This window comes from Micromonospora sp. CNZ297, from assembly GCF_007827625.1.
In genome coordinates this window covers 136,578-154,254 of record NZ_VISU01000003.1, presented here as the reverse complement: position 1 = coordinate 154,254, position 17,677 = coordinate 136,578, and the positions used below count along the sequence as shown (strand labels likewise).

The following is a 17,677-nucleotide window of genomic DNA, read 5'->3' as shown; positions in this document are numbered from 1 at the left end:
GCGCGGCGGACGGGCGTCACCCGCCGGGCCGCACCACCCCGTGCTCGTACGCGAACACCACCGCCTGCACCCGGTCGCGCAGCCCGAGTTTGGCCAGGACGCGGCTGACGTGGGTCTTCACAGTCGCCTCGCCGACGTGCAGCACGTCCGCGATCTCGGCGTTGCTGGCCCCGCGCGCCACCAGTTCCAGCACCTCCCGCTCGCGCGGGGTCAGGTCCGCGGTGGCCGCGTCGTGCCGGGGGTCCGGCGGCGCCGCCCCGGGCCGGGCGAATGTGGAGATCACCCGCCGGGTGAGCGCCGGTGCGATCAGTCCCTCGCCGCGCGCCACCACCCGGACCGCCTCGATCAGGTCCTCCGGGGTGCCGTTCTTGAGCAGGAAACCGCTCGCCCCGGCGCGCAACGCGGCGAAGAGGTAGTCGTCCCTGTCGAACGTGGTGAGGATGAGCACCGCCGGCCCGCCCGGCGTCGCGTCGGCGGTGATCCGGCGGGTGGCCTCCAGCCCGTCGAGCACCGGCATCTCCACATCCATCAGCACCACGTCCGGCCGAAGCGCGGTCGCCATCGACACGGCGCGCTGCCCGTCGGCGGCCTCGCCGACCACCTCGATGTCGTCCTCGACCTCCAGGATCACCCGGAATCCGGTCCGGACCAGGTGCTGGTCGTCGACGAGCAGCACCCGCACCGGGGCGCTCACGCCGCCCGCCCGGCGGCCTCGACGGGCAGCGGCATGCGGGCCCGGACCCGGAACCCGCCGCCGGGACGCGGCCCGGCCTCCACCTCACCGCCGTGCGCGGCGACCCGCTCCCGCATGCCGATCAGGCCCAGCCCGGCCCCGGCCTCGGGTACGCCCCCGTGTCCGTCGTCGCTCACGTCGATCTCCAGTTCCCTCGCCAGATAGCGGATGCGCACGTCCAGCGTGGTGGCGTGAGCGTGCTTGACCACGTTCGTCACCGCCTCCTGCACGATCCGGTACGCCGCCTGCGACACCGAGCGGGGCAGCGGCGCCGGTTCCCCGTACACACCGAGTTCGGCCCGCAGCCCGGTGTCCCGGGCCCGGTCGACGAGCGCGGCGACCTGATCGATGCCGGCGGTGTCCTCCGGCGTGGTCGCGCCGGCCGCGGCGTCCGGGTCGCGCAGCACGCCGAGCATCCGGCGCAGCTCGTCGACCGAGGTGCGGGCCGTCTCCTCGATCGCGGCCAGGGCGGTCCGCGCCTTGTCGCGGTCACGGTCGAACACGCGCCGGCACGCGGCGGCCTGCACGCCCATCACCGACACGTGGTGGGCGACCACGTCGTGCAGCTCGCGGGCGATGCGGACCCGCTCGCCCATCACCGCGCGCTCGCGCGCCTCGACCTGTGAGCGGCGCAGTTGCTCGGCCTGCTCCCGCAGTTCGTGCCGGCGACGCGCGGCCACCCAGGCGGTCTGCCCGGAGTAGTAGGCGAACCCGAAGAACAGCACGTTGTAGAAGACGCCGTTCACCACGGCGGCGAGCACCGGCGGGACCGGACCGGCGGCGTCGGCGAAGGAGGCCGCCGAGATCTGGTCGGCCCGCAGCGCGAGGGACAGCGCGAGCCAGCCGAACATCGCCACGATGACGCCGGCCCGCAGCCGCCCGGCCAGCCGCCGGTCGGCACCCCACGCGCCGAGCGTGAAGAGGGCCGCGAACAGCGCGCCCGACGGGAGCTGGGCGAGCGGGACCGCCCGCGCCTGCCCGGCGATGAACGCGATCGAGACGACCACCGCGACGGCGGCGGGCCACCGCCGCCGTACGGCCAGCGGGGCGGTCACCGCCACGGTCCACCAGACCTGCTCGGCGAGGCTCGGCGGCGGGCCGAGCAGGAAGGCCCCGGTGCTGCGCGCCAGGGTCAGCTCGAACAGGGCCAGCACGGTGACCGCGAGTCCGACCCAGAGGTCGGCGCGCAACTGCGCGGCCGTGGGAGCCGGCCGGCGCCAGGCGGTGGTTGGTGCGGTGCTCACCGTACGACCATGCCACCGCCGCGCCCGGTGCGGTGCCCGGGGCGTAATCGGGTGGGCCGGACGACAGCCGCGACGTAGCCTGCCGGGGTGTTCGTGCCCGATCTGCCGATACGCACCGAGCGCCTGCTGCTGCGCGCCTTCACCACCGACGACCTCGCCGTGGTCCGGGACTACCGGGGCCGCCCGGAGGTGACCCGCTACCTCTACCACCAGCCGTACGACGACGCCGCCGCCCGGGCCGCGATCGACCGGCTGGTCCGGCGGACCGCGCTGCGCGCCCCCGGCGACGTGCTCAACCTGGCGGTGACGCTGGCGGACACCGGCGAGTTCCTCGGCGACGTGCTGCTGAGCTGGACGAGCGGGGAGCACCGGCAGGGCGAGATCGGGTACGTGGCGCACCCCGCGCACACCGGCCGGGGGTACACCACCGAGGCGGCCCGGGAGCTGCTGCGGATCGGCTTCGACGGGCTGGGGCTGCACCGGATCGTGGGTCGGCTGGACGCCCGCAACACCGCCTCGGCCCGGGTGCTGGAGCGGCTGGGCATGCGCCGGGAGGCGCACCTGCGGGAGAACGAGTTCGTCAAGGGGGAGTGGACCGACGAGGTGGTCTACGCGCTGCTGGCCCGCCAGTGGCGGGCGGCGGACTAAGCGCGGGCCCGGCGCGACGGCGGGGCCCGCGTCCGGCGGGCCCCGGCGTCGCTCAGCAGCAGCCCTGCCGGAACGACCGCTCGACGTACGACGCCACACCGGCCGCGGCCGTCCTGCGGGATGGTGACCACCACCGTGCCGGTGCGCACGAACCGGATGTCCACCACACCGGCCTCGTAGCTGCGCGAGACCAGGTCCTCCCGGTCCACGGTGACCTCACCCGGCCCGATCCCCCGGATGCGCAGGATCCCGCCGGCGGCGAAGCAGAGGGACTTCAGCAGTGCCAGCTCGGTCTCGGCGAGCACCAGGTCGTAGCGGACCGGCCCGAAGCACGCGGCCGGCGCCGTGGTGCGTACCGACGGGGTGGGCCGGGTGTCCGGGGCGTGACCGGCGGCCGTGACCGCGTACGCGTGCTCGTCGGCGTGGCCCCCGACGGCTCCGGGGCCGGCGTGCCCGTGCCCAGCGGCGCCGGGGTGGGGCCGGGTGAGGTCGCGGCGGTGGGCGGCGCGGCGGCGACGGCGCTGGTCACCGCCGGCTGTACCGGCAGCGGCGAGACCGGGCGGTCGGCGCAGGCGGGCGTCCCGGCGAGGGCGACGAGTGCGACGACCGCGACGCCGCGCCGCCGGCGGGCCGGGTCACGCATCGGACAGCCGCGCCCGGAGCTGCCGGCGGGCCTCGTGGATGCGGGACTTCACGGTCCCCTCCGGCACGTCGAGCAGGCCGGCGATCTCCCGGTAGCTCAGTCCAAGCACATCGCGCAGGGTCACCGCCTCGGCGAGGTCCGGCGGGACCGCGTCGAGGGCGTCGAGCAGGTCGAGCCGGGTGCCGGCGACCACGCTGGTCCGGCGCGGGTCGGGCCGGTCCGGTAGCGGGACGCCGCCGGCCTCCCGCTGCCACCGTCGCCGCAACGTCCGGTAGGTGGAGCGGGCCCGGTTGGCGGTGATCCGGTACAGCCAGGTGTCGAACGACGAGCGGCCCTCGAACCCGGTGATCCCGTGGGCGAGCGCGAGCAGAGCGTCCTGGCAGGCCTCCTCGGCGTCCTGCCGGTGGGGCAGCAGCCGGGCGCACTGCCGCAGCACCTCCGGCCGTACGGTGGCCAGCAGGGCGTCGAGGGCCTCGCGGTCGCCGCGTGCCGCCGACCGGGCCAGCTCGTCCGTGCCGTCGGGGAGGGGCATCAGGGGCGTCCCAGTGCTCGCCGGTGGTCCGGACCCCAGGCTATGCCCCGGGAGGCCGTGCCGCCCCGGCTGAGTCGGGCAGCCGACGGCGTCCCGCCCCGGCGCCGACGGCACCGGGGCGGGACGGGGAGCGTGGTGGCGGGCTGCGCCGGTCCGGCTGGCCGGGAGGCCGCCGCCCCGGCGCCGGGCGTCAGCGCGCGGCGCGGGCGGCCTTGACCGCGCTGTCGACCACGTCCCAGATCGCGACGAGCACGACCACCGCGCCCGCCACCCGGGCGAACTCGACGGTCCCGCCGTCGCGCAGCCAGGCGAACCGCTCGACCAGTTCCGGGTTGAGCAGCCGGTCGGTGGCGAGCAGCCAGAGCACCGGGGCGGCGAAGGCCGCGTTGAGCACCGCGTTGACCACGACCAGCGGCCAGGTCCACCGCCCGGCCCGGTACTTGGCGATCTCCAGGCCGACGGTGGCCAGCAGCACCACGATCAGGGCCGGCAGCCAGAAGCCCCAGAGCGCCGGGTCGAGCACCGCCATCCGGGAACCGTCGTCGGTGGTCCAGCGCTGGAAGTGCTGACCGATCAGGAAGCCGACGGTGACGAGCAGGAACACCACCGAGGCGATGCTGTCGGAGTGGCTGATCTGCCGTTCCCGGCTCTCCTCGGGGAGCTGGTCGACGGTCCACTCGGGCAGGCCGAGCGGCGTGCGGGTGCGCTCCAGCACGGCGAACACCAGCGTGACCCAGAACGCGATCTGGACCGCGGTCTGCATCGCGGCCACGATCGCCGCGCCGATCGCCGCGCCCGGCTCGCCGTCGATGAGCGCCTTGGCGAGGCCGGCGAGCACGCCCACGATCGCCGGGATGTACGTGAGCAGCAGCCGCAGCAGCCGCCACCACGTCAGGTAGTACCGCGGGCCGATCAGTTGCAGGGTGCGGTCGCTGTAGCGGGCCGCGAGCTTCTCCGGGTGGCCCAGCTCGGTGAGCACCTCGCGCTCGGCCGAGGCGTGGTCCTGCCCGCCCGAGGTCCGGTCGTCGATCATGTCGGCGATGGAGCCGCGCAGTTCCTCGGCCAGTTCCAGGCGGCGCTGCGCGGGCACGGCCCGCATGGTGGCGGCGACGTAACGGTCGGTCAGGGAACTCATCGTTCCGCTCCTTCGATCAGGTCGGTGACGGACGTCCGCACCGCGGTCATGTCGTCGAGCAGGCGGTTCAGGACGGCCTCGCCGTCGTCGCTGGTCCGGTAGAACTTGCGCGGCCGGCTCTCCTCGGTGTTCCACTCGCTGGTCAGCAGGCCCTGGTCCTCGAGCCGGCGCAGCAGCGGGTAGAGCGTGTTGGCGTCGACCGCGAAGCCGTGCGCGGCCAGCCGTTGCAGCAGGGCGTATCCGTAGTCGGGGCGGTGCAGGGCGACCAGGCTGGCCACCACGACAGTGCCGCGCCGTAGCTCCTGGAGGTGGGTCCGGAGGACCTCTTCGCTGACCATGTGCAACACGATACTGTGTGCCACACACCATTGCAACAGAGAAGAACATCGCGTGCCGTACACCGGTCGGCCGGAGAGACCCGGGCCACCCTCGGCGCGGACGGTGGAGCCCGCACGATCACCTCGGTAGGGTGGGTCGGTCGACTCCGACGCAGCTTGATCCACAACCCGGGGGGCGCCACGCATGGGCGATTCGTTCGCGCATCTGCACGTACACACCGAGTACTCGATGCTCGACGGGGCGGCCCGGCTCAAGGACCTCTTCGCCGAGGCGGCGCGGCTCGGCATGCCGGCGGTGGCGATCACCGACCACGGCAACATGCACGGCGCGAACGACTTCTACAAGCAGGCCATGGACGCCGGGGTCAAGCCCATCCTCGGCGTCGAGGCGTACGTCGCGCCGGAGTCGCGCTTCCACAAGGCCCGGGTCAAGTGGGGGCGCCCCGAGCAGAAGAGCGACGACGTCTCCGGTAACGGCGCGATCACCCACATGACCATGTGGGCGGCCAACCGCGACGGCCTGCACAACCTGTTCAAGCTCAACTCCCGCGCCTCCATGGAGGGCCACTACGTGAAGTGGCCCCGGATGGACATGGAGCTGATCGCCGAGCACGCCGAGGGCATCATGGCCACCACCGGCTGCCCGTCCGGCGCGGTGCAGACCCGGCTGCGGCTGGGCCAGTTCGACGAGGCGCTCAAGGTCGCGGCCGCGTACCAGGACATCTTCGGCAAGGACAACTACTTCCTGGAGATCATGGACCACGGCCTCGACATCGAGCGCCGGGTCCGCGACGGGCTCACCGAGATCGCCCGCAAGCTCGACATCCCGCCGGTGGTCACCAACGACTCGCACTACACGCACGAGGCGCAGGCCGAGGCGCACGACGTGCTGCTCTGCGTCCAGACCGGCAGCAACGTGGCCGACCCGAACCGGTTCCGGTTCGAGGGCGGCGGCTACTTCGTCAAGTCCGCCGACCAGATGCGCGCCGTCGACTCCTCCGAGCTGTGGCAGCAGGGCTGCCGCAACACGCTGCTGGTCGCCGAGAAGGTCGACCCGGCCGGCATGTTCACGTTCCACAACCTGATGCCGCGGTTCCCGATCCCCGAGGGCGAGACCGAGGAATCCTGGTTCCGCAAGGAGACCTTCGCCGGCCTGGCGCGCCGCTTCCCCGGCGGCATCCCCGAGGGCCACGTCGTCCAGGCCGAGTACGAGCTGGGCGTCATCATCCAGATGGGCTTCCCGTCGTACTTCCTCGTGGTCGCCGACTTCATCCAGTGGGCCAAGAGCCAGGGCATCGCGGTCGGCCCGGGGCGCGGCTCGGCGGCCGGCTCGCTCGTGGCGTACGCGCTGGGCATCACCGACCTCGACCCGATCCCGCACGGCCTGATCTTCGAGCGGTTCCTCAACCCCGAACGCGTCTCCATGCCCGATGTCGACATCGACTTCGACGAGCGCCGGCGCGGTGAGGTCATCAAGTACGTGACCGACAAGTGGGGCGAGGACAAGGTCGCGCAGATCGCCACGTTCGGCACGATCAAGGCGAAGGCCGCGATCAAGGACTCGGCCCGCGTGCTCGGCTTCCCGTACGCGGTCGGCGACCGGATCACCAAGGCCATGCCCCCGGCGGTGATGGGCAAGGACATCCCGCTGTCCGGCATCTTCGACCCGAAGCACCCGCGCTACGCCGAGGCGGGCGAGATCCGGGGCCTCTACGAGTCCGACCCGGACGTCAAGAAGGTCATCGAGACCGCCAAGGGCATCGAGGGCCTGATCCGGCAGACCGGTGTGCACGCCGCCGGCGTCATCATGTCCGCCGAGCCGATCATCGAGCACATCCCGCTGATGCGGCGCGACTCCGACGGCGTCATCATCACGCAGTTCGACTACCCGACCTGCGAGTCGCTCGGGCTGCTGAAGATGGACTTCCTCGGCCTGCGCAACCTGACGATCATCGACGACGCGGTGAAGAACATCCAGCTCAACCACGGCCGGGAGCTGGACCTGCTCGGCCTGCCGCTTGACGACAGGCAGGCGTACGAGCTGCTGGCCCGCGGTGACACGCTCGGCGTGTTCCAGCTCGACGGCGGGCCGATGCGCTCGCTGCTGCGGCTGATGAAGCCGGACAACTTCGAGGACATCTCCGCCGTCCTGGCGCTCTACCGGCCCGGCCCGATGGGCGTGGACTCGCACACCAACTACGCGCTGCGCAAGAACGGGCTCCAGGAGATCACCCCGATCCACCCGGAGCTGGAGGAGCCGCTGCGCGAGATCCTCGCGCCCACGTACGGCCTGATCGTCTACCAGGAGCAGGTGCAGCGCGCCGCGCAGATCCTCGCCGGCTACACGCTCGGCCAGGCCGACCTGCTGCGCCGGGCGATGGGCAAGAAGAAGAAGGAGATCCTCGACAAGGAGTTCATCCCGTTCCGGGACGGCTGCCGCGAGCGCGGCTACTCCGACGAGGCCATCCAGGCCGTGTGGGACGTGCTGGTCCCGTTCGCCGGTTACGCGTTCAACAAGGCCCACTCCGCCGCGTACGGCCTGGTCTCCTACTGGACCGCGTACCTCAAGGCGCACTACCCGGCCGAGTACATGGCCGCGCTGCTCACCTCCGTCGGTGACGACAAGGACAAGATGGCCCTGTACCTGTCCGAGTGCCGCCGGATGCGCATCCAGGTGCTCCCGCCGGACGTGAACACCTCGGCCGGGCCGTTCACCCCGGTCGGCAAGGAGATCCGCTTCGGTCTCGGCGCGGTACGCAACGTCGGTGCGAACGTGGTCGCCTCGATCATGCGGTGCCGCGAGGAGAAGGGCGACTACACCGACTTCTACGACTTCCTGTCCAAGGTCGACGCCGTCGTCTGCAACAAGAAGACCATCGAATCGCTGATCAAGGCCGGGGCGTTCGACTCGCTCCAGCATCCGCGCAAGGGCCTGCTGGCGGTGCACGCCGACGCCATCGACGCGTACGCCGACGTCAAGCGCAAGGAGGCGGTCGGCCAGTACGACCTGTTCGGCGCCGGATTCGGCGAGGCTGACACCGGTGGCAGCACCACTGTCATGCCGGTCATCGGCGAGGGGGAGTGGGACAAGCGCGACAAGCTCGCGTTCGAGCGCGAGATGCTCGGTCTGTACGTCTCCGACCACCCGCTCTTCGGTCTGGAGCACGTGCTCGGTGCCGCCGCGGACACCACGATCGCCGCGCTGTCGGAGGAGGGCACGGTGCCCGACGGCGCGGTGGTCACGCTGGCCGGCATCCTCTCCGGCGTGCAGCGCCGGGTCACCAAGCAGGGCCGGGCCTGGGCGTCGGCCACCCTCGAAGACCTCGCCGGCGGCGTGGAGACGCTGTTCTTCCCGAACACGTACGAGGTGATCGGGCAGTACATCGCCGAGGACGCGATCGTGGTGGTGAAGGGCCGGGTGGACCGGCGCGACGACACCCCGCGCATCATGGCGATGGACATGTCCATGCCGGACGTCAGCAGCACCCCGGGGAGCAAGCCGATCACGCTCACCATCCCGGTGCACCGCTGCACGCCGCCGCTCGTGGAACGGCTCAAGGAGACGCTCGTGCTGCACCCCGGCGACACCGAGGTGCACGTCAAGCTGCTCAACGGCGGCAAGGTCACCACACTGCGCCTCGGCCCGTTCCGGGTCGCGCCGACCACAGCGCTGATGGGTGACCTGAAGAGCGTGCTCGGCCCGGCCAACGTGAGCTGACCGGGCCGAGCGCCTGCGGGACGTACCGGGCTAGACGCGGGTGACGCGGATGGCGTCGGCGATCACGTACCCGGTGCTGCCGGACCACCGGCTGACACCCACCTTGTTGGCGTCCCCGGCGGCCAGGGTGAAGGTGCCCAGCGAACGCCACGCACCGCCGTTGGCTGTCTGGTTCACCGAGACCGTCTGGTTGCCGCTGGTGGTCGCGACGATGTACGGCGTGGAGGTGTTGTAGCCGGCGACGGCCGGATACCAGACCTCCACCCGGTAGGTGGCGGTCGCCGGGATGTTCACCTTGTACCAGGCGGCGTCGCTGGCCGCGACGGGGTTGGCGTACCGGTAGTCGGCGCCGTAGCGCTGCGCCGAGTACGTCGAGGTGCTCCAGTTGGCGCTCGCGGTGAACCGGCCGGCGGTGGTGTTGTCCACGACCGTCGACCAAGTGGTCGGCGGGGGCGTGGTGCCGCCGGTGACGAGCTGCATGTAGTAGGTCCAGTTCCAGTTCGGACCCGGGTCGGTGTGCGTGGCGCCCGGCACCTGGTTGTGCCCGATGATGTTGTTGCGGGTCTTCGGGATGCCGTACTTGTCGCACAGGAACCGGGTCAGCGCCGCCGACGACCGGTACATCGCGTCGGTGTACCAGGAGGCGTTGTCGACGTACCCCTCGTGCTCGATGCCGATCGACTGGGTGTTGTAGGTCCAGTTGCCGGCGTGCCAGGCGATGTCCTTGTCCCGCACCATCTGGGTCACCGCGCCGTCGGAGGAACGGAGCAGGTAGTGCGCGCTGGTGCCGGCTGCGGCGTTCTGGAACCAGCTGATCGAGCCGGCGTAGCTGCCCTGCATGGTGTGGATGACGATGTAGTTGATCGGGTACGCCGACTCGCGGCTGGAGACCGTGTAGTTCGACGAGTTGGCCGGCACCCAGGCCGCCGGGCCGTAGTCGGTGCTCAGGGTGCCGAAGTCGCCGGTGCCCAGCGGCGCGACGTCGGCGTACCGGCCCCGCTGGGGTGCGACCGGACGGCCGTCCACGCTGACCTCGCCGCCGGCCGTGGTCGCGATGAAGCCCCTGGCGAGCAGGTCGAACACGGAGTCCGCGTACAGCCGGGCGGTGGCCGCGTCCGTCGAGCCCCCGTAGCGGGCGATGGGCCCGTACCACTGGTTGACGTCGTCGCGCTGCGCCGCGGTGAGTCCGGCCTCATCGGCGTAGGAGCGCAGCACCGCCGCCGCGCCGGCCACGTTCGCCGCGTCCCGGGTACGCAGTTCGGCGCGGTCCAGCCGGGTCCGGCGCGCGGCCTCGTCGAGGGTCCGCACCTTCGGGTTGCTGGTCAGGTGCATCACGCCGTATCCGCCGGAGACGCTGGGCTCGCCGCCGTGGCCGTCCAGGCGGGTCTCGGCGTACCCGAGCGCGGCGAGCAGGTCGCGCGGCACGTCGGAGGCGGTGGCGGCCCGGTCGAAGGCGGCGGCGAGCGGCTGCGCGCCGTGCTGTGGCGCGGCCTGGGCCGGCTGGCCGGTCAGGCCGATCATGAGGATCATGGCGCCGCCGAGCAGGTGGCTCACCCGACGCGAGGGTCTCCGAATCGTCACAGGCACTCCTCGTCCACTACAGGGGGCGACTGGCTCACGTCGCCGGTTCGCCGCACCCTATAGCGTGACGTTCGTCTATGTCGATACCTTGCATCAACGGACCCTTTGCTGAAGCCTTCCTTCAGGCGTGCGGCATCTCCGGCAGTCGCGCCGCCGGCTGCGGGCCGCCCGCCGCCGCGCCCCGGCCCGTTCCGGAGGCGGTGTCCACCGCGCTCGGGGATCACCCCTCGGCCCGGTCGGCGTGAGCTGCCCCCGTACCGTCGCGGTGTTGCCCGGCGCGCCACGGCCGGGCAGCATCGGGCGGATGCCGCCCGCCGACCTGCTGCGCGTCCGCGACCTGGTGCCCGACTTCCTCGCCTGCGCCGAGGGGCGCCGGTCCGCGTCGCCGGAGCCGTGGAGCGCGCACTACCTGGCCGCGCATCCGGACGTGGTCCGGGTGCTGCGCCGCGACGGCGACTGGCCCGACGCCGCCGGCGTGGCATCCGTCCTGGACGGGCTCCGCGGCCACGCCGCCGACCTGGCGGCACGAGCCGAGAGGGTACGCGCGCTGCTGCCCGACGGCGTCACGGCGGTGGCCGGTGCGCTGGGCTGGTCCGGCGACGGCGGGCCGGTCGAGTGCGTGGTGCTGGTCGGGCTGAACCAGGCCAACGGCTGGGCCGGAGAGCTGAACGGCAGGTACGCGCTCTTCCTCGCCGTGGAACAGCTCGGGCCGCCGGAGGATCTCGACCTGCTGGTGCGGCACGAGGCCGCGCACGTGGTGCACGACCGCGGCGCCGCGATCCGCGACTGGCCCGAGTGCGGGGTGGCGAACGCGTTGTTCACCGAAGGGCTCGCCACACAGGTCACGGCGGAACTGGACGCCGGCCGGCCGGACGAGGAGTACCTCTGGTTCGGCCGTCCCGGTCACCGGCGGTGGCTCGACGAGTGCCGCCGCCGGTGGCCGGAGATCCTGCGCCGGGTACGCGCCGACCTCGACGCCACCGACGCGGAGCACCACGCCCCGTACTTCCTGATGCGGGACTCGCCGCTGGCCGGCGGCCTGCCGAAGCGTTGCGGCTACCTGGTCGGCCTGACCGCGGTACGACACCTGCGCCGCCACCACTCCCTACGGGACCTGGCCGGGTGGCCCCTGCCCCGCGTCCGCGCAGAGATAGCCGCCGCACTGGCCGACCTCCCTCCACCAACCTGACCCCCACCCTCCGCCCCCTCCACCGCCCCCACCTCGCGCCGCCCCCTCTCACCGCGACGATCATGAGGTTGGCGGCGACAATTCGGACAGCCGGCACCGCCAACTTCATGATCGTCCGGGCGGGTGTGCTGGTGCGTCGCGTCCCCGCCCGCCCTCGCGCCCCTGCTCGTGCCGCGCGATCTTGCGGTTTCGGCCCTGCGGATCGCTGGTCTGCCACGATTTGCCGGGGCCGAAAGTGCAAGATCGCGGGCGGGTTCGGGCGGGCTCGGGCGGGGTGGGGCCACGGGGGTGGGATTGGCGGTGCCGGGGTGGGGGCGGGGGTGGCTAGCGTCGGTGGCATGGAGCTGGAGCAGGCGCAGAAGTTGTGGCAGCCGGAGCCGGGCTGGTTGAACACGGCCACCTACGGACTGCCGCCGGAGCCGGTGTGGGATGCCGTGCAGCGGGTGCTCGCCGACTGGCGGACCGGGCGGGTGTCGTTCGAGGTGTGGGAGGAGTCGGTGGACCGGTCCCGGGCCGCGTTCGCCCGGCTGACCGGTGTGGACGTCGCCGACGTGAGCATCGGCGCCAGCGCGTCACAACTCGTCGCGCCGATCGCGGCCGGGCTGCCGGCGGGCGCGACGGTGGTGGTCCCCGAGACCGAGTTCACCTCGATCCTGTTCCCGTGGCTGGTGCAGCAGGACCGCGGCGTGCGGGTACGCACCGTGCCGCTGGCCGGCCTGGTCGACGCGATCGACGCCGACACCGATCTGGTGGCGTTCAGCGTGGTGCAGTCCGCCGACGGCACAGTGCTCCCGTACGACGAGATCGTCGCGGCGGCCCGGGCGCACGGCGCGTTCGTGGTGGCCGACGCGACGCAGGCGTGCGGGTGGCTGCCGTTCGCGGCGGACCGGGCGGACGCGGTGGTGGTCGGGGCGTACAAGTGGTTGATGTCGCCGCGTGGATCGGCCTTCGCCTACCTGGCCCCGGCGCTGCGCGAGCGGATGCGCCCGGACGCGGCCGGGTGGTACGCGGGCCGCGAGCCGCACGCCTCCTACTACGGGCTGCCGCTGCGCCTGGCCGACGACGCGCGCCGGTTCGACATCGCGCCGCCGTGGCTCAGCTACGCGGGCACCGCCCCGGCGCTGGAACTGCTCGCCGACCTCGACCCGGAGGCGGTGCGCGCGTACGACGTGGGGCTGGCCAACCGGTTCCTGGCCGGGCTGGGCCGGCCGCCGGGCGACAGCGCGATCGTCAGCGTGGACGTGCCGGACGCGCAGGAGCGGCTGGCCCGCGCCGGGGTGCGCGCGGCGGTACGGGCGGGCCGGGTGCGCGCCTCGTTCCACCTCTACACGACCGAGGCGGACGTGGACCGGGCGGTCGAGGCGCTGACCGGCTGACTGCTCAGGCCAGGTGGCCGCCGATCTTCGTGTAGCCGCGCAGCAGGTCGCGGGAGATGATCAGCCGCTGCATCTCGTCGGTGCCCTCGAAGATCCGGTACAGCCGGACCTGCCGGTACCAGCGTTCGATCGGCAGCTCCCGGGTGTAGCCCATGCCGCCGTGGATCTGGAGCACCCGGTCCACCACCCGGTTGACCATGCCGGCGCCGTAGAGCTTGCCCATGGAGGAGGCGTGCCGCGGGTCGAGGCCCTGGTCGACGGTCCAGGCCGAGCGCAGGATCAGCCAGCGGGCCGCCTCCAGCTCGGTCTCCGAGTCGGCGATCATCCACTGGATGGCCTGGTTGGTGGCGATCGGCGCGCCGAACGTCTCCCGCGTGTTGGCGTGGTCGATGGCCATCTGGAGGGCGCGCTCGGCGATGCCGATGGCGTGCGACGGGATGGTGTAGCGGCCCTTGCCGATCCACTCCATGCCGAGCGTGAAGCCCTGCCCGATCTCGCCGAGGATGTTGCGGTGCGGCACCCGTACGCCGTCGAAGATCAGCGAGGCCGGGCCGCCCTCGCCCATGGTCTGGATGAACTCGGAGCGCCAGCCCATCGTGCGGTCCACCAGGAACGCGGTGGCGCCGCCGCGGCGGGCGCCCTTCTCCGGGTCGGTCACCGCGACCACGATGGCGAAGTCGGCGTCGTTGCCGTTGGTGATGAACGTCTTCTCGCCGTCGAGGACCCAGTCGTCGCCGTCGCGGCGGGCGCGCAGCTTGATGTTCGCCGCGTCGGAGCCCGCGCCGGGCTCGGTGATGGCGAAGCAGGAGATCCGTTCGCCCTCGATGGTGGGGATCAGGAACTCGCGTTTCTGCTCCTCGGTGGCGTGGAACAGGATGTTGTCGGCCTCGCCGCCGAAGCGGAACGGCACGAAGCTGCGGCCCAGTTCGGTCCAGATCAGCGACTGCATGACCGCCGGCAGGTCCATCCCGCCGTACTCCTCCGGCGTGGCCAGCCCCCAGAAGCCGAACTTCTTCGCCTTGAGCTGGAGTTCGCGCAGCTCGGAGCGGTCCAGGCCGGGCTGGTGGGCGCGCTCGCGGCGCAGCACCTCCGCCTCCAGCGGCATCACCTCGCGGGTGACGAACGTGCGAACGGTGTCCCGGATCGCGCGTTCCTCGTCGGACAGTGCGAAGTCCACGGTGCCCCCTCAGGTCGACTGGCTCTAAACTAGCGCTGGAAGTTTTACCGCGTCCAGACCCGATGTCGAAGGGAGGATGATGACCAGGTGCCCCGACCCCGACAGGCCCTGCTCACCCGCGACCGGATCGTCGAGACCGCGCTGGCGCTGATCGACGCCGACGGGCTGGACGCGCTCTCGACCCGGCGGCTCGCCGCCGCGCTCGGTGTCCGCGGCCCCTCGCTCTACAACCACTTCGCCACCAAGGAGGAGATCCTCGACGCGGTGGCCGACGGCGTCGCGGCGACAGTCGACATCGGCGTCTTCGACGAGTGCGAGTGGCTCGACGCGCTTCGCCGCTGGGCGCGCTCGTACCGGGCCGCGCTGGCCGCCCACCCGAACATCGTGCCGTACCTGGCGCAGGGGCCGGGCCGCCGTCCGGCCGCGCTCGCCATGGCCGACGCGGTGTACGGCGCGCTGGTCCGGGCCGGCTGGCCGCCCGCGCGGGCCACCCACATCGGCGCCGCGATGCGCTACTTCGTGGCCGGGTCCGCGCTCGGCTCGTTCGCCCGCGGCTTCGTCGAGGACCCCTCGCTCTACGCCGCGCACCCGCACCTCAACCAGGCGCACCGGCTCGCCGGACACCAGCGCAGCGTGGACGAGGGCGCGTTCACGCTCGGCCTGGACGCGCTGCTGCACGGGCTCGCCGCCGAGTACGCCGCCACCGTCGCCCCGCTGGAACGGGTCGGCGGTCCGGAGTAGCGTCGAAACTCCCACCGCTAGTTTCCGCCGCCCCCGAAGGACGCCATGGATCTCGCCGCCGCCCCTCCCGCCCTGCTGACGCGCCGCCACCTGCACGTCGCCGGTGACTGGGTCGACCCGTCGTCGGGCGACACCATCCCGGTGGAGAACCCGGCTACCGGGAGCATCGTCGGTGAGGTGCCCGCCGGCACACCGGCCGACGTGGACCGCGCGGTCGCCGCCGCCCGTGCCGCGTTCCCCGGCTGGGCCGCCACCGCCCCCGAGCAGCGGGCCGCGCACCTGGACCGGCTGCACAGCGCGCTCGCCGCCCGCGCCGACGAGATCGCCCGCACCGTGGCGACCGAGCTGGGCACCCCGCTCAAGCTCGCCACCCGGGTCCAGGCCGGCCTGCCGCTGACGGTGCTGCGGAGCATCGTCGACCTGGCCGCCCGCCCGGCGGCCGAGCACACGGTCGGCAACTCGCTCGTCGTCCGGGAGCCGGTCGGCGTGGTCGGCGCGATCACCCCGTGGAACTACCCGCTGCACCAGGTGGTCGCCAAGGTCGCGCCCGCGCTCGCCGCCGGCTGCACAGTGGTGCTCAAGCCCAGCGAGCTGACGCCGCTGACCGCGTACCTGCTGTTCGACGCGATCACCGACGCCGGGCTGCCGCCCGGCGTGGTGAACCTGGTGCCCGGCACCGGCCCGGTGGTCGGCGAGGCGCTCGCCGCGCACCCCGACGTCGACCTGGTCTCGTTCACCGGCTCCACCGCCACCGGCCGGCGCATCGCCCACCTGGCCGCCGAGCGGATCGCCCGGGTGTCGCTGGAACTCGGTGGCAAGTCGGCGAACGTCATCCTGGCCGACGCCGACCTGCCCACCGCGGTCAAGGTCGGGGTCGGCAACGCGCTGCTCAACTCCGGGCAGACCTGCACCGCCTGGACCCGGATGCTCGTACACCGCGACCGCTACGCCGAGGCCCTGGACCTGGTCGCGGCGGCGGTGGCCGGCTACCGGCTCGGCGACCCGTTCGACCCGGCCACCCGGCTCGGCCCGCTCGCCTCCGCCGCGCAGGCCCGGCGGGTACGCGACCACGTCGACCGGGCGCTCGCCGACGGCGCCCGGCTCGTCGCCGGTGGCCCGGACGCGCCACTGCCGCCGCAGGGGCACTTCGTCGCGCCCACCGTCTTCGCCGACGTGCACCCGGACAGCGCGCTCGCCCAGGAGGAGGTGTTCGGCCCGGTGCTCGCGGTGATCCCGTTCGCCGACACCGACGAGGCGGTCGCCGTCGCCAACAACTCCCGGTACGGGCTGGCCGGCGCGGTCTGGTCCGCCGACTCCGACGCGGCGCTGGCAGTGGCCCGGCGGATGCGTACCGGCCAGGTGGACGTCAACGGCGGCGCGTTCAACCCGCTCGCCCCGTTCGGCGGCTACAAGCAGTCCGGCCTCGGCCGTGAGCTGGGCGCGTACGGCGTGGAGGAGTTCACCGAGCTGAAGGCGATCCAGCGGTGAGGGCGCTCGTGGTACGCGGCCGGGGCGCCACACCGGCGGTCGAGGAGGTACGCCTGCCCGCGCCCGGCCCGGGCGAGCTGCGGGTACGCATCCGCGCCGCCGGCATCTGCCACTCCGATCTGGCCATGGTGGACGGCACGCTGGCGCCCGCGTACCCGCTGGTGCTGGGGCACGAGGCGACGGGTGTGGTGGCCGAGGCCGGGCCCGGCACGACGCTCGCGGTCGGCACACCCGTGGTGCTCAACTGGGCGCCGGCCTGCCGGGAGTGCTGGCACTGCCGGCACGGCGAGCCGTGGCTCTGCGCCGCCAACCCCAACCCGTCGACACCCCGGGGCGAGACGGCTGCCGGTGAGCCGCTTCAGGTCACGCTCGGGCTCGGCGCGCTCGCCGAGGAGGTGGTGGTGCCGCAGCACGCCGCCGTGCCGGTGCCGGCCGGACTGCCGCCGGAGCAGGCCGCGGTGCTGGGCTGCGCGGTGCTCACCGGCGTCGGCGCGGTCCGCAACACCGCGCGGGTCGTACCCGGCGAGTCGGTGGCGGTGATCGGGCTCGGCGGGGTGGGCCTGGCCGTGCTGACCGCCGCGCGGCGGGCCGGCGCGTCGCCGATCCTCGCCGTGGACGTGGTGGAGGCCAAGCGGGACCTGGCGCTCGCCGCCGGGGCCACCGACTTCCTGCGCTCGGACGACCGGCTGGGCAAGGAGATCCGGGTCCGCACCGAGGGACGCGGCGTGGACCACGCGTTCGAGTGCGTCGGCCGGTCCGCCACCATCCGCGCCGCCTGGCGGGCGACGCGGCGCGGGGGAGCGGTCACCGTGGTCGGCATGGGCGGCAAGGACGACATGCTCAGCCTCTCCGCGCTGGACATCTTCCACTCCGCGCGCACGCTGCGCTCCTCGGTGTACGGCTCGACTGACCCGGACCGGGAGGTCCCGGAACTGGCTGCCGCGCTCGCCGCCGGTGACCTGGACCTGGGGCCGCTGGTGAGCGGCACGGTGCCGCTGACCGAGGCGCCCGCGGCGCTGGAGCGGCTGGCCCGCGGCGAGGGCGCCCGCTGGGTCGTCACGTTCCCGGACTGACCGGGCTCCGGCCGGATTCGCCGCCGGCGCATCCGGATCGGGCCGTGCGGACGAACCCCAG

The 17,677-nt window shown here is 73.2% G+C and carries 15 protein-coding genes; 7 read left to right on the top strand and 8 right to left on the bottom strand.

Features of this window, described 5'->3' with window-relative positions; genetic code table 11:
- Nucleotides 1-16: 16 nt before the first annotated feature.
- A complete protein-coding gene (locus FB454_RS06970) occupies nt 17-694 on the bottom strand; it encodes a response regulator (protein ID WP_145822673.1) in 678 nt (225 codons plus the stop codon).
- Entirely contained in the window at nt 691-1,977 is a 1,287-nt protein-coding gene (locus tag FB454_RS06965) for a sensor histidine kinase (RefSeq protein ID WP_123109637.1), read from the bottom strand. The genes FB454_RS06970 and FB454_RS06965 overlap by 4 nt, the downstream gene beginning before the upstream one ends.
- An 87-nt stretch (nt 1,978-2,064) precedes the next feature.
- Between FB454_RS06965 and FB454_RS06960 the strand changes: the two genes are divergently transcribed.
- A complete protein-coding gene (locus tag FB454_RS06960; RefSeq protein ID WP_013474856.1) occupies nt 2,065-2,625 on the top strand; it encodes a GNAT family N-acetyltransferase in 561 nt (186 codons plus the stop codon).
- Here the strand turns inward: FB454_RS06960 and FB454_RS35305 are convergent.
- The 4 genes from FB454_RS35305 to FB454_RS06940 all read right to left on the bottom strand — a co-directional run bounded on the left by FB454_RS35305 (nt 2,622) and on the right by FB454_RS06940 (nt 5,273).
- A complete protein-coding gene (locus FB454_RS35305; protein ID WP_486485398.1) occupies nt 2,622-2,930 on the bottom strand; it encodes a hypothetical protein in 309 nt (102 codons plus the stop codon). The two genes, FB454_RS06960 and FB454_RS35305, sit on opposite strands and share 4 nt — an antisense overlap.
- A 330-nt stretch (nt 2,931-3,260) precedes the next feature.
- On the bottom strand, nt 3,261-3,800 hold the full coding sequence (locus FB454_RS06950) for an RNA polymerase sigma factor (protein ID WP_047893756.1): 540 nt from the start codon (nt 3,798-3,800) through the stop codon (nt 3,261-3,263).
- A gap of 190 nt (nt 3,801-3,990) precedes the next feature.
- Entirely contained in the window at nt 3,991-4,935 is a 945-nt protein-coding gene (locus FB454_RS06945) for a permease prefix domain 1-containing protein (RefSeq protein ID WP_047893757.1), read from the bottom strand.
- Nucleotides 4,932-5,273 carry a PadR family transcriptional regulator gene (locus tag FB454_RS06940; RefSeq protein WP_013285447.1) on the bottom strand — a complete coding sequence of 114 codons (342 nt, stop codon included), beginning with the start codon at nt 5,271-5,273 and terminating at the stop codon, nt 4,932-4,934. The genes FB454_RS06945 and FB454_RS06940 overlap by 4 nt, the downstream gene beginning before the upstream one ends.
- A gap of 184 nt (nt 5,274-5,457) precedes the next feature.
- On the opposite strand from FB454_RS06940, the gene dnaE reads away from it, so the two are divergent.
- Nucleotides 5,458-8,991, top strand: coding sequence for a DNA polymerase III subunit alpha (gene dnaE, locus FB454_RS06935; RefSeq protein ID WP_013285448.1), 3,534 nt, complete (start codon nt 5,458-5,460; stop codon nt 8,989-8,991).
- 30 nt (nt 8,992-9,021) lie between these two features.
- On the opposite strand, the gene FB454_RS35300 is transcribed toward dnaE, so the two are convergent.
- Nucleotides 9,022-9,963 (bottom strand): golvesin C-terminal-like domain-containing protein, encoded by a 942-nt coding sequence (locus FB454_RS35300; RefSeq protein WP_369830078.1) that lies wholly within the window; start codon nt 9,961-9,963, stop codon nt 9,022-9,024.
- A gap of 913 nt (nt 9,964-10,876) precedes the next feature.
- On the opposite strand from FB454_RS35300, the gene FB454_RS06925 reads away from it, so the two are divergent.
- Complete coding sequence (locus tag FB454_RS06925; protein ID WP_145822671.1) at nt 10,877-11,761, top strand: hypothetical protein; 885 nt, start codon at nt 10,877-10,879, stop codon at nt 11,759-11,761.
- A gap of 338 nt (nt 11,762-12,099) precedes the next feature.
- Entirely contained in the window at nt 12,100-13,137 is a 1,038-nt protein-coding gene (locus FB454_RS06920; RefSeq protein ID WP_041784502.1) for an aminotransferase class V-fold PLP-dependent enzyme, read from the top strand.
- Between the two features lie 4 nt (nt 13,138-13,141).
- Here the strand turns inward: FB454_RS06920 and FB454_RS06915 are convergent, their stop codons facing one another.
- Nucleotides 13,142-14,314: an acyl-CoA dehydrogenase family protein gene (locus tag FB454_RS06915; protein ID WP_013474865.1), complete on the bottom strand. Its 1,173-nt coding sequence runs from the start codon at nt 14,312-14,314 to the stop codon at nt 13,142-13,144.
- 87 nt (nt 14,315-14,401) lie between these two features.
- Between FB454_RS06915 and FB454_RS06910 the strand changes: the two genes are divergently transcribed.
- Genes FB454_RS06910 through FB454_RS06900 form a run of 3 tightly spaced genes read left to right on the top strand, consistent with a single transcriptional unit; the run spans nt 14,402 to nt 17,616 of the window.
- Nucleotides 14,402-15,055, top strand: coding sequence for a TetR/AcrR family transcriptional regulator (locus tag FB454_RS06910; protein WP_013285453.1), 654 nt, complete (start codon nt 14,402-14,404; stop codon nt 15,053-15,055).
- A gap of 45 nt (nt 15,056-15,100) precedes the next feature.
- Nucleotides 15,101-16,543 carry an aldehyde dehydrogenase family protein gene (locus tag FB454_RS06905; RefSeq protein ID WP_013474866.1) on the top strand — a complete coding sequence of 481 codons (1,443 nt, stop codon included), beginning with the start codon at nt 15,101-15,103 and terminating at the stop codon, nt 16,541-16,543.
- Nucleotides 16,540-17,616 (top strand): alcohol dehydrogenase catalytic domain-containing protein, encoded by a 1,077-nt coding sequence (locus FB454_RS06900; RefSeq protein ID WP_486485397.1) that lies wholly within the window; start codon nt 16,540-16,542, stop codon nt 17,614-17,616. Before FB454_RS06905 ends, FB454_RS06900 begins: the two co-directional genes overlap by 4 nt.
- Nucleotides 17,617-17,677 lie beyond the last annotated feature (61 nt).